Raw genomic sequence first — 17112 nt, forward strand, 5'->3', positions numbered from 1 at the left:
GTTACGCTTGTAACTTCCGCATAAAAGCCTTAGCGCTTTTTTTATCTGTAATTTCTTCCTCTTTCAATCGTTCTAATAACGCAACGAAATAACTACCATCAAACTGCAATTGATGTTTAATTGTGGCTTCTATTGCTGCGTTCACAATCCCATCAGACGCACCAGTATATCCTTGTCCAAACATAATAAACCCTTGTGCTTCCTCTGATAATTTAAATCCTTTCGTATGTAAGAATGAAAGATAATCTTCTACTGTTTGCATGTTATTCCCACCTACTCAAAAATTCTCCATCTCCTATCATACATGTTTTTACACGCTATGAGAATGAAATTTCTTTGACAACTTTGTAAATCAATCTTCTACTTCGCTTACAATGGAGGATTTTCTAACAATCTGAAGGAATATGTACAGTGGAACTTATTTCATATTAAAGGGGAGACACGATGAAACAAGCACTATTAATTATTGACGCTCAGCAAGAATTAATTGATGGAAATGAGCAAGAAAATGAAGTTTTTCGTAAAACCGAGCTATTATCTACACTAAATATAGCCCTGCAGAAAGCAATAGATTCAAATGCCCTTATTGTTTTCGTAAGAGATATCGATGTTGCTTCTGGTAGTGGCGAAGGATTTGAAGTACATAATCAAATTCAAATACCTCAGTCTGCAATCTTTATTAATAAAGCAGCAACCAATTCATTCTACGGCACTTCTTTACTTGAACTTTTAAAAGAAGAAAACATTAATCATATTGTTATAGGCGGATGTAAAACAGAACATTGCATTGACACTGCAGTTAGAGCAGCAACTGTACAAGGATTTGACGTTACATTAATTAAAAACGGTCATTCAACAACTGATTCTAACGTATTGTCTGCAGAACAAATTATTAGTCATCACAATAAAACTTTACACGGTCATTATAACGTTGATCATTTTTCTATGGTGAGAGATATCGAGGAAGACCTCTTTCAGCCGACTCATGATCAATATCGTGATTAGCGAAAAAGAATCCTTCATTCAGAAGGATTCTTTTTCACCCAAAAATTTGTGCTGCAATGCTATATAGCTCATTATTCCTTTTTAATAATTGACCGCTATTTTTCATCATAATTGGTGGTGTATTCACCTTTTTAAAACCAGCAATCTCTAATACTTTCATAAAATCTTTCTTTCCTTCTAGTACATCAATTCTTAATTTACCATTATGCCCTTTTGCTAAATCATGTACAATTCTCATTGCCATCTCATCATTTTTAGCAACAACCGGCCCTATTATCTTATTTTCTGGTGTTTGTATGCTTAAACCGTAACCTAATACATTTTGTTCCTTGTCCTTTACAACGATACACTGTTCACTTTGCATAATTCTTTTCTTTAAAAACTCTTTTCTATTTGTTCCAAACGCATATTCATCTATTTTTATTATTTTTTCTAAATCACCCTCTTCATAATTCATCACATAATCTTCATTTCTTACACAATAATCTTTCGCATTGTATGAGTTACATATGTATTTAGAAACATAACTTACTGCCCTAAATCCTAACTTTTCATATAAAGGTTTCCCTTCATCCGTAGCAATAAGCATAATTGGAGTATGAGCTGATACGCTTTTAACGCACGCTTCCGTTATTATCTTTCCAATCCCTCTCCCCTTATAATCTGGATGTACAATCACCATTCCGATAGATGCTAATTTCTCCCCATATAATATTATTGCCGCGCTAGCTATTAGTTCCTCTTTCTCATTCCAAACACCGTATACAATCCCTGCGTTAAAAATAGTCTCAATTTCTTCTCTGTTATAATCCCAACCAATATAAGAAGATAATGATACAATATTGCCTATTTGTTCTTCCCTAAGACGCTCCAACCTAATTTCTAATTCACTCATACTCCATCCCCTTATCTAGACATTTAAATCATTATTACGAAATCAACTTGTACATGTTTCCCTTTATTTGTCACACACATATGTTATTTTGACCAAGACTATATTGTAAATGAGGTGACAACATGCCCATTACGAATCGATTTTCTACCACCACTAACGGCGCACTCGCTATTACAGGTAATACTTTAGGCTTAAGTAAAATCAGCAATCAAAACCGTGCTGGTACAATCGGGGCAATTGGTGCATTCGCAACTACGAATACCGCTTTACAAGTAACTACTTTTCCTGCTGGTACAACATTAAACTATACACAAAATAGTTCTACCGCTATTTTAAATATCCCTGCTGGTAGTACTATTCTTTACGCAGAACTCGTTTGGGGTGGAAACTATTTATCTCGTGATCAAAACATTACGAGTGTATTAGGAAACCCAGTTTCTTTTACAACACCTGTTTCAACATACTCGATTACTCCTTCAGCTGTTACGGCTTCAAATCAAACTTTCGTTTCAAACTCTATTACATTTGGCTTTTACACTCGTTCAGCAGACGTAACAACTCTTATTCAAGCGGGAGGTGCTGGTTCCTATACTACAGGAGCGGTTCCTGGACTTGTAGATCCTATAGATGCTTCTAATGGAACAATTAATTCGGCTGGATGGACGCTTATCGTTGCTTATCAAAATGGGACATTGCCAGCAAGAAACTTAACCATTTATGTAGCTGGTAACCGTGTTTCTGCAGAAACTGGTAGTGCCGATGTATCTGTTTCTGGATTTTTAACACCTTCAGGAGGACCAGTAAGCGGGAGATTATTTTTAAGTTCTACCGAAGGAGATGCAGATTTAACCGGGGATCAAGCTTTATTTGGACCAAATTTCAGTTCATTAAATGCTTTATCTGGGCCAAATAATGCCATAAATAATTTCTTCGGTTCTCAAGTTAATAATGCTGCAGGAAACTTAGATACAACAGGGACATTTGGAACGCGAAATCAAAGTGCTTCTACAAGTACAAACATCTCAGCAGGAAGACAGGGCTGGGATATTACTTCTATTGATATTTCTCCTTATTTAACAAACTCACAAGTATCCGCTGCAATCCGTTTAACTACTAACGGAGATGCATATATGTTAAATACAGTCGGCTTACAAATTAATATAAACTCCCCAAATATACAAGCAACGAAAAGCGTAAATAAAAGTGTTGCTGCAATTGGAGATATTCTCACTTATACAGTTACTATCCCTAACACCGGGCTTCTTCCTGCCAATAACGCTATTTTTATAGATAGTCTCCCTAACGGTACTTCTTTTATACCCGGCACTGTAACAGTAGATAACGTACCACAAACAAATGCAAATCCTGCGGCTGGTATATCTCTTGGAACAATTAATAATGGTGCTTCTCGTATAGTAACTTTCCAAGCTACTGTCGTTTCTCTTCCAAGTCAAAATCCTATCTCTAACACTGCTAATATTACATTTCAATATACACCAATCGCCGGAGGAACAACTTTTAATGGTCTTGCAACAAGTAACTCTGCTGGAACACAAATTAACCTTGCAGATATTAATGGAACAAAATCAGTTAACAAACTTTTTACCGATATTGGTGAAACATTAACTTACAGTATTGCCTTAGCTAATATAGGAAATATCGCTGCAACGAATGTGATATATACGGATCCGATTCCTAGCGGGACTACTTTCATTCCAGGGAGTGTAACTGTGAACGGAGTTACTCAAGCTGGCGCAAATCCCGCTAATGGTATAACAATTGGTTCAATTGCCGCAAATTCCACTACTACTATTTCATTCCAAGTGCTCGTTCCTTCTATCCCTCAAACAAACCCAATATTAAATAGTGGAACAACAACATATCAATACATTCCTGTACCTAATCAACCAGCAGTAAGTGGGACTGATACGACAAATATTGTCTCCACTCAAGTGAATAATGCTACTGTAACAATGACGAAAGCAGTAGATAAAAATTTTGCAGATATTGGTGATACACTAACGTACACCGTTTCCTTTACAGGTACAGGTAATACAAATGCGAACAATGTTATTTTTACAGATATCATCCCTACTGGAACAACTTTCGTTCTAAACAGTTTAACAATAGATGGCACGACACAAGTGGGTGCAAATCCCGCTACCGGCGTGAACATTGGATCCATAACAAGCGGCACAACAAAAAATGTTGCATTTCAAGTAGTAGTAAACACAATACCCACGTCAAATGTCGTATCTAACGGATCAAGCGCTTCTTATCAATATACTGTCAATCCTAGCCAATCACCTGTTACAAAAAATATTTCTTCGAATCTCGTTTCCACTCAAATTAACAATGCGAATGTAACATTAACAAAATCAACAAATAAACAATTTGCTACAATTGGCGAAACAATAAGTTATACAATCCTTATTACAAACAGTGGAAATACAGCCGCTAATAACGTGCAACTAACAGATCCACTTCCAAACGGAACGATATTGACTCCTGGTACTGTAACACTAAACGGAGTTTTACAAAATGTAGATTCTCTCGTTGCTTTACCTATCGGCACAATTCCTGGTGGGGCTACTGTTACCCTTTCTTTCCAAGTAACAGTCATCAATATTACGACCCAAAATCCTATCATTAATAACGCCTTCGCTTCTTATCTATATACTGTAAATCCAAGTTTGCCACCGACTTCAAAAACAGCAAATTCTAATTCTGTTACATCAACAATTAGACTAGCAAATCTCCATGTTAATAAATCTGTAGATAAAACGTTTGCGGAAGTTGGCGATGTATTAACTTACACCTTTGCTCTTACTAACGATGGAAATGTTGCAGCGAACAATATATTACTATCTGATTCAATTGCGAATGGAACCGCCTTTGTCCCAAACAGCGTTATAGTTAACAGTGTTACTCAGCCAGGCGTTACACCAGCTAGCATCAATATTGGTAGCATCAATGCTAATACTACAATTACAGCTTCATTCCAAGTAGTAATAACTAGTATTCCAAATCCAAACCCTATTTCAAATAGCGCTTCCATCTCCTATAACTTTATCGTTGATCCAAACGCTTCACCTGTAAGTAAGAACACTACTTCAACTACTACATTTACTCAAGTAAACGATGCAAATGTCATTTCAGCCAAAACAGTGGACCGAGCGTTCGCTACCGTAGGGGATATATTAACTTATACTGTTACTTTGACGAATGCAGGAAGTGTTTCTGCTGATAGTCCTACTTTCGTAGATACGAATCCAGACGGTACTACCTTTATCCCAAACACTTTTCTTATTAATGGTGTACTCCAAAATAACGCAGATCCAAATATAGGTGTTCCACTACCTTCCATTGCTGCTAATGGCTCACTTACTGTCTCTTATCAAGTAACCGTCACCTCTTTACCAACACAAAACCCAACATTAAATTCATCTAGTACACAGTATAGCTTTATTCTAAATCCGGGCGATCCACCAACTATAGAAACATCTGTAAGTAATACTGTAAGTACACAAATTAATTTAGCAAATGTAGTGATTGTCAAAGAAGTAGATTTAACTATCGCCGATGTCGGGCAACCAATCACATATACAATTTCTTTAGCTAATCTTGGCAATACTACAGCAAATAATGTTATTGTTACCGATATAATCCCTAATGGCTCCACTATCGTACCAAATAGTATTTTTATAGGTGGTACTTTACAACAAAGTGCAGACCCTAGTACCGGTCTTCAAGTCGGCTCCATTCCTTCAGGTGGTTTTACAACGATTGTTTTTCAAATAAGTGCAAATAGGCTACCTTCACCAAACCCAATTCAAAACAGCGCTTCACTTCAATATAGCTTTATCGCTGATCCAAACTTACCCGCTCTCGTTAGAAACACTGCTAGCAATATAGTAACTACACAAATTAATACTGCTAATATCGTTGCTACAAAACTCACAAACACAAACTTCGCTGATGTTGGTGATGTCATACTATATGCAACTATTTTAACAAATAACGGGAATATCTCTGCTACTAATGTAACGTTTACAGATATCATTCCAGCGGGTACCCTCTTCATTCCTAATACTGTAACGATTAATAATGTCCCTGTAGCTAACGCAAATCCTGCCACCGGCATTTCAATTGGTACGATAGGAGCGAATTCATCACGCACCGTTGCATTTCAAGTTTTTGTACCAACTATCCCTGCTGTAAACCCAATTACAAATCAATCAAGCACAACATTCCAATATACGTATGATCCATCCAAACCTGCTGTGATGCAGATGGTTGCTTCTAACACTGTACAGACAACTATTAATAACGCCTCAATTGCCGCTACTAAATCTGCAGATAAACAGTTTGCTAACGTAAATGATATTATTACGTACACGACTACTTTAACGAATAACGGGAACACACTTGCATCAAATGTAATATTTACAGATGTAATTCCAAACGGAACATCGTTTATTCCTAATAGTGTTACTGTAAATGGGAATACACTGCCTAATGTCAATCCAGCAAGCGGAATTGCAATCGACCCAATAAATCCGAATGCAAATACAATCATCTCATTCCAAGTACAAGTAAATTCTATCCCGAATCCAAATCCAATCCCGAACCAAAGTAATACAACGTACCAGTATGTCGTAGATCCTAACTTACCTCCAGCATCCGCCAATACGTTAAGTAACGTAATAACAACTCAAATTAATAACGCTACTATTGTCGCTACTAAGTCTGTGAATACACCGACAGCTGCAATTGGTGATATTGTTACTTATACGATTGCAGTAACAAATACAGGTAATATCCCTGCTAGTGCAACTGTTTTAACAGATGGGCTTGGCGCAGGAGCTTCATTTATCCAAAACTCCGTAACGATCAATAATGTTCCACAACCAGGATTAGATCCATCACTTGGTGTTCACTTGGCAGATATTTCGCCAGGAGATACTGTATTCATTACTTTTCAAGCACAAATTTTAGTGATACCACCTAGTGGCACATTAACAAATAATGCTCTTGTAAATTATGAATATACCGTAAATCCAAACCAATCCCCTGCTGTTGGTAGCACTGTAACAAATACAACAGTTACACCAATTATTGACGCTACTTTAGTAATAAATAAAAGCGCTAGTACAACTTTCGCTACAATTGGTGATACAATTACATTCACTTCAGCTGTTACAAACAACGGAAATACTACTGCGAACAACATTATTTTTACTGATACAATTCCAAACGGTACTACCTTTATCCCAAATAGCTTTAAGATAAATGGTGTAACCGTTCCGAATGCAAATCCACAAAACGGTATCAATATTGGTAACTTGAATTCAAATGCATCTGCTACACTCAGTTTTCAAGTAAACATTACAACACTTCCAAACCCTAATCCAATCCCGAATAAATCATCGCTTCAATATAGCTTTATTGTAGATATAAATGAACCGCCAGTTTCACGAACAGTTCAATCTAATAAAACCTTTACACAAGTAAATACTGCTTCTGTCATCGCAACAAAAACTGCAAGCAGTGCTTTTGCTGCTGTTGGAGATACAATTACGTATACAACTACCCTCACCAATAGCGGAAATACTGCCGCAAACACACCTGTTTTTATCGATATATTACCACCTGAACTTTCATTCGTTCCTGATAGCGTACAAATTAATACCATCCCACAACTTGGATTTAGACCAGATAGCGGGATTTCTTTAGACTCAATTCCAGTTGGAGGAACGACAACAATTAGCTTTCAAGCTATCGTTGGCTCAATACCAGTTACAAATCCAACTTTGAACCAGTCTAGCACGACATACTCGATCATTGTTGATCCTACCCAGCCGCCGGTGACAGAAACAGCTACAAGTAATCCAACTTTAGTTCAAATTAACGAAGCGATTATTCAAGCAACGAAAAGTGTGGATCGGCTATTTTCTGACATAGCACCTGGAAATTCATTTTTAACGTATACAGTTTTATTAGAAAATGTAGGAAACACAACTGCTACGAATATCATTTTTACAGATCCGATTCCAAATAACGCAGTATTTATAGAAGATAGCGTTCGAGTAGGCGGAGTTTTATTACCTGGAGTAAATCCAGCGAACGGGATACCAATTGGAGATATTATTGCAGGAGATTTTATAAATGTTACCTTTCGTGTGCAAGTAGTTAGCATTCCAAATCCAATTTTCACAATTGGACCAGGCGGACCAAACTCACCGGTTGTAAACGGCGCTTCTATTGATTATAAATTTATGACAGGACCTAATTTACCACTTGTTTCACGAAATACGACATCTAATTCTGTTTCGACACAAATAAATTCTGGAGAAATTGTGGCAATCAAATCTGTAGATAAAACTTTCGCAACGATTGGTGATACAATTTCTTATACAATTACATTAAGTAACCCTGGAAATGTCACTTCACAAAATATAATTTTCACGGATACTTTACCTGATGGGACGACATTCATATCTGGCACTCTTACAAACGATTCTGGTACACAGCAAATCGGAAATCCATCTAAAGGGATTCAGATTGGAAATATAAACCCAAATGGAACGGCCGTGATTACTCTCAACGTACTTGTTACAAACATTCCAAGTATAAATCCAATTTCTAATTTTAGTTCTGTACAATTTCAGCATATTGTCGATCCAAATCAACCAGTTATAACTCAAACTGCTTCATCGAATACCGTTACTACGACAATAAATAGCGCAATATTAACTACCACAAAAAATGCTGATAAATCCATTATTTCTGTTGGCGATACGATTACGTATACATCTACTATTACAAATACAGGAAATACAACAGCAACCAATATTACATTCACAAGCGCTATTCCAGCTAACACTACATTTATACCAAATTCTTTCACAATCAATGGTATACCGCAATTTGGTGCACGGCCAGCGCTCGGAGTAACTATACCAAATATCGCTCCTGGTAAAACAGTAACCGTTACTTTCCAAGTAAATGTTATTTCTGTGCCTCCTTCAAGTTCAATTATGGATAACGATACAATTTTATACTCTTATACTGTTGATCCAAGTGCCGCTCCTATTACAACTTCTACTTCAACGAATATCGTTACAAATCCGGTACTAGATGCTATGATAACGATGGTAAAATCGGTCGATCAAACAATTGTTACACTAGGTGATACTATTACCTATACAACCATTTTAACGAATAATGGCAATACAAATGCAACGAATATTACTTTCACTGATCTTATTCCAGACGGCACAACTTTCATTCCGAATAGTGTCACAATCAATGGCAGTACACACATCGGACTCGATCCTAATACAGGTATAACAATCGGATCAATTGCTCCTAACAACTCAATATCTATCGTATTTCAAGTTACTGCTACTTCTACACCAAACCAAAATCCTGTAGCCAATTCCGCTACTGCTTCTTACACATTTATCGCTGATCCAAATGCACCGATCGTTTCAAGAAACGTTACTTCAAACACAGTGTTTACTACGATTAATACAGCTAACATTCTTTCATTAAAACAAGTCGATAAATCCTTTAGCCGTATTGGAGACACACTCACTTATACTGTCGTTTTAACAAACAATGGAAACTCATCTGCACAAAATGTTATATTTACAGATACCGTGCCAAGTGTCACTACATTTATTGCAAACACATTTTCTATTAATGGAGTTCCTCAAAGTGGGGCGGATCCATCGAACGGTGTGAATATTGGGACAATAACAGCCGGGACTACAGTAACAGTTTCGTTCCAAGTTACTGTAACATCATTACCAACCCAAAACCCAATTGTAAATTTCTCATCAACATCGTATCAATTAGTCTCACCGCCTGATGCAGAAACTTCAATTAGTAATCCTGTTTCAACCCAAATTAACGAAGCAATATTGTCTATGACGAAAAATGAAAGTGTATCCTTTGCAGATATCGGGCAAACTGCTTTTTATACTACTTCTATTACCAATGTAGGCAATACCGATGCAACTAATATTGTATTCACAGATGCATTACCAAGTGGACTCACATTTGTTCCTAACACATTAACTATCGATGGCGTTTTACAACCTAACGCGGATCCAAATACAGGTGTATTACTTGCAACACTTCCACCAAATGAAATATATAGTATCGTCTTTCAAGTTACAGTAAACAATATTCCCCCTAGTAACCCAGCACCAAATACAGCATCAACGACGTATGAATTTACTGTTGATCCTGTTAATCCTCCCGTTTCAAGTGCAGCTACTTCCAACACTACACTCCTTCAAATAAACAACGCAACTATTATTAGCACCAAAACAGCAGATCTTACTTTTGCGGATGTTGGTAATACAATAACATTTACACTTAACCTTCCTAATACCGGAAATGTGACCGCAACTGATGTAACTATTATCGATATTCTTGATAGCAATTTAAGTTTCGTTCCAAATAGTTTCACAGCTAATGGGCAAACCATTCCAAACGCCGATTTATCAACTGGTGTAAATATTGGTTCCATTAATGGTGGTAATACGGCAAACGTTACATTCCAAGCAACTGTTATTACACTTCCAACACTTAATCCCATTTCTAACTCTGCTTCTACCACATATCATTATGTCGTTGATCCTAGCCAGCCACTTATTACAACTTCCAATCAATCTAATACAACGACAACACAAATTAATAGCGCTATCCTTACTGCACAAAAAAATTCAAATGTATCTACGGTAGATATCGGGCAGGATATTACCTACACCGTTACAATTACAAATAGCGGAAATGTAAGTGCAACGAATGTTATTTTTACCGACCTTATTCCAGACGGAACTTCCTTTGAACCGAATAGCTTTACACTGAACGGAACTAGCATCCCAAATGCAGATATCATTACAGGCGTTCCAATCGGTGATATCGCGCCAAACGAATCTGTCATCGTAGCATTTAACATTATCGCCAATGAAATTCCGCCTATAAATCCAATTACTAATCAAGCTAGCGTTAGCTTTCAACATATCGTTAATCCAGCTAATCCCCCAGTTTCAAAAAATATTATTTCTAACAACGTTACAACAAAAATTGAAAGTGCTATTTTAAATACTATTAAAATAGGAGATAAAACTTTTGCAACGATTGGTGATACGATTACGTATACAACGACTATTACGAACACAGGCAATATTCCTGCTAACAACGCTATATTCTCAGACCCTTTACCATCGTGGACACAATTTGTTGCAGGATCAGTTATTGTTGATGGCACTCCATTACCATCCGCTTCGATTATTAACGGTGTTGGCATAAATACAATCAATCCAAATCAAACTGTTACAATCATATTCCAAGTACAAATCGTAAGTAATCCAACAACGTTCACACCTGAACTCCAAAACTTAGGATTTGTTAACTTCCAATATAACGTAGGCAATGCATTACTGGCTCAACCTGGCAATGTGGAAACGAATGTCTTCGTTACTTCTATTAATACAGCAATACTTTCAGCTGTAAAAACTGCTAATACAGCCTTTGCAAATATTGGAGATACGATCACTTATACAGTTTTGATTCAAAATAGCGGCAATACAAACGCTACGAATGTAAATTTCTCAGACCCAGTTCCAGCAGGAACAACCTTTGTTGAAAATAGTTTTGCTGTAAATGGAAGTACCATTCCAGGTGCAAATCCAAATAACGGAGTGAATATCGGAACAATTAGCTCGGATAGTTCCTTAACCGTTACTTTCCAAGTCATAGTTACATCAACTCCACCTTCAAATCCGATTACAAACGTAGCATCTATTCAATACACATTCATCGTTGATCCGGCCTCTCCTCCTGTTACAGGCACGATAAATTCTAATAGCGCTTCAACACAAATTAATAACGCGACTGTTACAACTGTTTTACAAGCAAATCGTTCAATTGTGTCTATCGGGGATATAATTACGTATACAGCAACATTAACGAATACTGGAAACTTCCCTGCAAACTCTGTATTACTCATTAATGGAGTTCCTGAAGGAGCATTATTTGTTCCAAATAGTGTTACGCTCAACGGGATTTCACTTCCAGATGCAAGTCCAACTCTCGGTATTCCCGTTGGTATTATCGCACCAGGTGATTCCGCTACTATTACGTTCCAATTTCTTGCAAGTTCTATTCCACCACAAGGAGCAATTATAAATCAAGCACTTACAAGTTACACGTATATTGTCGATCCAAGTCAACCTCCTGTTACAGCAACATCCTCGTCTAATACGGTTAATACAGCTGTTGTTGATGCATCGTTATCCGTAATTAAAAGTACAGATTCTCTCGTACAATCTACTGACGGTACAATCACTTACACAGTAGTCGTTCAAAATAACGGAAATACTACTGCAAATACAGTTACTTTAACAGATTTGGTCCCCGAAGGAACTGCCTTTATTCCGAATAGCGTAACTATTAATAGCGTTTCCGTTCCAGATGCTGATCCTAACGTAGGAATACCATTAAACTCCATCACACCGTCAGAAATCGTCACTGTAACATTCCAGGTTATCGTTCAATCTATTCCAAGCGTAAACCCAATTTCTAATACAGCCCGTATTGACTATACTTTTATCGCCGATCCAACTGCTCCTATCATCTCTCGAACAATTACGTCTAATCCTGCTTTCACACAAATTTCGAATGCGACTATCCTTTCTTTAAAAGCAGTCAATGCACAGCAAGCAACAACAGGTGATATTTTGACTTACACAATAACACTAGAAAATACCGGAAATATTCCAGCTACGAATCTCATATTTTCAGATACGATCCCCCAAGATACTACATTCGTAGAAAATAGTTTTACACTTAACGGAACAACTATACTTGATGCCAATCCAAATGTAGGTGTTACTTTACCTACTTTAGCAGCAAACGCTACTCACCTTATTTCGTTCCAAATTCTTATTAACGATTCATTCTCCCAAGAATCGATTACAAATCAATCCAATACAACATATACAATCCAACCAGACCCAGGGCAACCGCCTATTACTGAAATATCTACTAGTAATATCGTTATTACAAATTTCGTGCAAGCACAATTGGCAATTACAAAAACATCCAATCCAACAACTGTAGATATCGGTGGAACTATACTTTATATTTCTGAAGTGAAAAATATCGGTAATGTTGACGCAATAAATATTAATTTCACAGATTCTATCCCTGCTGGGACTACATTCGTTCCCGATAGTGTCACAATTAATGGTGTCCTTCAGCCAGGTGTAAATCCTGAAAACGGAATACCGATTGGAACAATTCCAGCAAACAGTTCCAAAACGATACTATTTCAAGTGCAAACAAATAATCCACCGAATGAAACTGAAATTGTAAATCAATCTTCAGCAACTTACCAATATGTAAGTATTCCTACAGCCCCACCAGTAAATCGCTCTGCAAATTCTAACATTGTTACAACATCACTTCAAAATGCAAATATTATTTCTGTTAAAAGTGCGGATGTAAATTTCGTATCAATCGGGCAAATGATTACCTACACAAATACACTTCAAAATATAGGAACCGTTCCGGCTAACAATATCGTGTTCATTGATAATATTCCAGAAGGTACTATATTCATTGAAGATAGCTTAGCAATAAATAATGTAATTCAGCCTGGCGTGAATCCTGAAAACGGAGTAACTCTCGGCACGATACAACCAAATGAAACAGTCACTATTTCATTCCAAGTACAACTTACAAATATATTAGAGGGCAATACAGTCATTAATATTTCAGACACTTCGTACGAATACCAAATTGACCCTAGTTCTCCAATTATTCAGCGTAGATCGTTATCAAATGCAGTAAATACTGAAGTGCGAACGGCAAATGTTAGTGCAATTAAATCCGCTAACAGATCCATTACACGTATCGGTCAAATCATCACATATACAGTCGCAGTTACAAACGCCGGTACAATACCTATTACAAATACTCTCCTACTTGACGCAATTGCTTCTGGCACCACATTCGTTCCAAATAGCATTCTTGTAGATGGCGTACCAAGACCTAACGAAAATCCAATTACCGGTATCAATCTTGATATAATTCTTCCAAATAATACGATTATTGTTACGTTCCAAGTAAGCGTAGTTTCTATACCGCCACAAAATAACATTAATAATATCGCCGTCATTCACTATGAGTATCGACGAGACCCAAGCACACCACCAATTTCAGAAACGACCTCTTCCAATGCTACAAACATACAATTTATTGATGCTATTCTTATTACTACAAAATCTGCTAATACTGTATTAGCTACTATTGATGAAACCATTGAATATACAGTATTCATTCAAAATAATGGATCGGCTACAACTAACTCCATCTTTTTTACAGATACTATAGCAGATGGAACAGTATTTATTCCAGGAAGTGTAATAGTTAATAATACTGTACTTCCTGCAGCAGATCCGAATATCGGCTTTTCCATTCCTAATGTCGCAGCAGGTCAAATGACTACAATAACATTCCAAGTTTCCGTTACGAATTTACCTACTGTAAATCCAAAACCTAATACTGCAAACATTGTCTACGACTTTATTTTCAATCCTGACTTTGCACCAATTCAAAAATCTACTACTTCCAATACTACTTTCGTTCAAATTAATGATGCTGATATCGTTTCACTTAAAACCGTTGATTTAACCTCTGTAACGATTGGTGACATTTTAACTTATACAACAACTTTAACGAATACAGGGAATACGGATGCCACTGCTGTTGTATTTACAGACAATATACCTGATGGAACAACCTTTATTGACGGTAGCGTTTTAGTAAATAACATTCCTCAGCTTAACGCCAATCCAAGTGTAGGTATACTTGTAGGAACGATTGCTCCTAACATTTCTATCCCAGTCACATTTTCTGTTACCGTCGTAGCTCTTCCTGCTAGCGGTCATGTTCAAAATCAATCAACTTCTCGTTATACAATTAACGTGGAAGAACAAATATCGACTAGCAATATTACCTTCACTGAAGTTATTTCCGCTAATGTAATTGCGACAAAAACAACACCTATCCAATATGCTGACTTACAAACTATCATCCCTTATACAATTTCCATCATAAATAACGGAAATATACAAGTCGAAAACATTATTGTTACAGATATTATCCCAGCAAATACGAGCTTTATAGAGAATAGTGTTATCGTGAACGGCAACGCTCGGCCAAATGACAATCCTCTTAACGGTATACAAATTGATACCATTCCACCTAATACGACAGCAACTATTCTATTCCAAGTAAGGGTTACTTCGATTCCACAAACAAATCCAATCTCTAACACGAGTACAATTGAATATGAATACACGTTACCAGATCGACCACCTATTACCGAAACTATTATTTCATCAGCTGCCGCAACAGAAATTAATCACGCAAATTTGAATAGTAATAAAGCTGTTGACCTTGCATTTGCAACGGTTGGTGATACGTTAACGTATACGATTACACTAAATCAAACCGGTAATGTTGCAGTAAATGATGTAATCATTCAAGATATTATTCCTCAAGGTACTACGTTTATAGAAAATAGCGTCATTGTAAACGGAGAAACTCTTTCAGGAGTGAATCCAGTAAGCGGCATACCAATTGGTACTATAACTATTGGTGAAGATGCTATCGTTTCATTCCAAGTAACTGTGACTTCTATTCCAACACCAAATGAACTAAACAACAACGCAATTACTACTTTTAACTATATAGTCAACCCAAATAACGTACCTGTTACAAATACGACTACAACAAACACCGTCACAACTACTGTCCAAAATGATAATGTCATTGCGATAAAAGCTGTTGATTTCACAAGTGCCTTACCCGGTCAAACTTTAACGTATACCATCACGATTACTAATAATGGTAATATCATTATCGAAGACCTTCTTTTAGTAGACACAGCACCAGCAGATACGACATTTGTTATTGGTAGTGTTACGATTAACGGAATCAATCAACCTAATGCGAATCCGGAAAATGGTATTACGTTAGGAAATCTTGCTCCAAATGAATCTGTTATTATTACATTCCAAGTGACAATTTCTTCTTCTACTCTTCAATCTACAATCAATAACGATGCTACTATTTCCTATACGCCTATTGTCGGTCCAATCCAACCTCCTATTACGATTACAAAGCAAACAAATACCGTTACAACGACAGTCGTTGATCCGATGGTTGACATTGAAAAAACAGCTGACAAATCTATTGTCGTTATAGGAGATATCATTACATTCACATTAGCGGTATTTAATCACTCCCCAATTCCGACAATCAGTACTTCTGTTATAGACAGCATTCCAGCTGGTACAACATTTATAGAAAACAGCGTAACAATTAACGGTACTCCCGTTACAAATGTTCGTCCAGACACTGGTATTAATATCGGCTCTTTACCTGCAGATTCAGTAGCAACTATAACATTTCAAGTTCTCGCAACTTCTATTCCTTCAAACAGTACAATTATAAATTCTGCAACAGTTACCGCTGCTTTTCAGTTGACACCACAGGATCCAATTATTACTTTCATTGTTAATTCAAATATCGTTCGTATACCAGTTCAATTTATAACTGCAACAGTCACGAAAAATGCTTCCGTCAGCTCAGCTTATTTAAATCAATATTTTGATTACACGGTACGCATTACAAATACTTCTGAAATTTCACTCTCAAATATTTCGTTACAAGATACTATTCCAGCAGGTTTACAATTTATAAATGGCACTGTCTTTATTAACGGTGAACGCTCTCCACTAGCGAATCCGAATATCGGTTTCCTAGTCGCTACTAATTTGGAACCAAACGAAACAATTATCGTGTTATTCACAGTACAAGTGATAAGCCCCCCTGTTAATAATCCCTTTAAAAATACGGCCAATATTTCGTTACAACTTCAAGTCTCGCCTACCGACCCACCAATTACAGTAACCGTTACAAGTAACGAAAACATCGTCACCTTTGTTCCAGAAAATCCAGATGAAGCACTTCCAAATTTAAATTGCTTCTTTGACGGTGAACGCTTCATTCGCATTACTCCTCGAAATGTACGAAATTACCTTTGGACTTGGATTTGGTGGAAGTAATTGAAACAAAAAAGAGATTGTAGTTTGGTTGAAACCAAATTACAATCTCTTTTTCAT

The 17112-nt window shown here is 36.8% G+C and carries 4 protein-coding genes; 2 read left to right on the top strand and 2 right to left on the bottom strand.

Translation table 11 applies throughout. The features are described from left to right. Nucleotide 1: 1 nt before the first annotated feature. A complete protein-coding gene (locus MR107_RS11815; RefSeq protein WP_001195212.1) occupies nucleotides 2-262 on the bottom strand; it encodes a DUF6123 family protein in 261 nt (86 codons plus the stop codon). A 182-nt stretch (nucleotides 263-444) separates the two neighbouring features. On the opposite strand from MR107_RS11815, the gene MR107_RS11820 reads away from it, so the two are divergent. Next, a complete protein-coding gene (locus tag MR107_RS11820) occupies nucleotides 445-1005 on the top strand; it encodes a cysteine hydrolase family protein (protein WP_025688374.1) in 561 nt (186 codons plus the stop codon). Nucleotides 1006-1039: 34 nt separating this feature from the next. Here the strand turns inward: MR107_RS11820 and MR107_RS11825 are convergent, their stop codons facing one another. Further along, complete coding sequence (locus MR107_RS11825) at nucleotides 1040-1900, bottom strand: GNAT family N-acetyltransferase (protein WP_163093194.1); 861 nt, start codon at nucleotides 1898-1900, stop codon at nucleotides 1040-1042. Nucleotides 1901-2022: 122 nt separating this feature from the next. On the opposite strand from MR107_RS11825, the gene MR107_RS11830 reads away from it, so the two are divergent. Then, nucleotides 2023-17055, top strand: a complete 15033-nt coding sequence (locus MR107_RS11830) for a DUF7507 domain-containing protein (RefSeq protein ID WP_242292389.1) — start codon at nucleotides 2023-2025, stop codon at nucleotides 17053-17055. Nucleotides 17056-17112 lie beyond the last annotated feature (57 nt).

It is taken from the genome of Bacillus cereus group sp. BfR-BA-01441 (genome assembly GCF_022663075.1).
GTDB lineage: Bacteria > Bacillota > Bacilli > Bacillales > Bacillaceae_G > Bacillus_A > Bacillus_A cereus.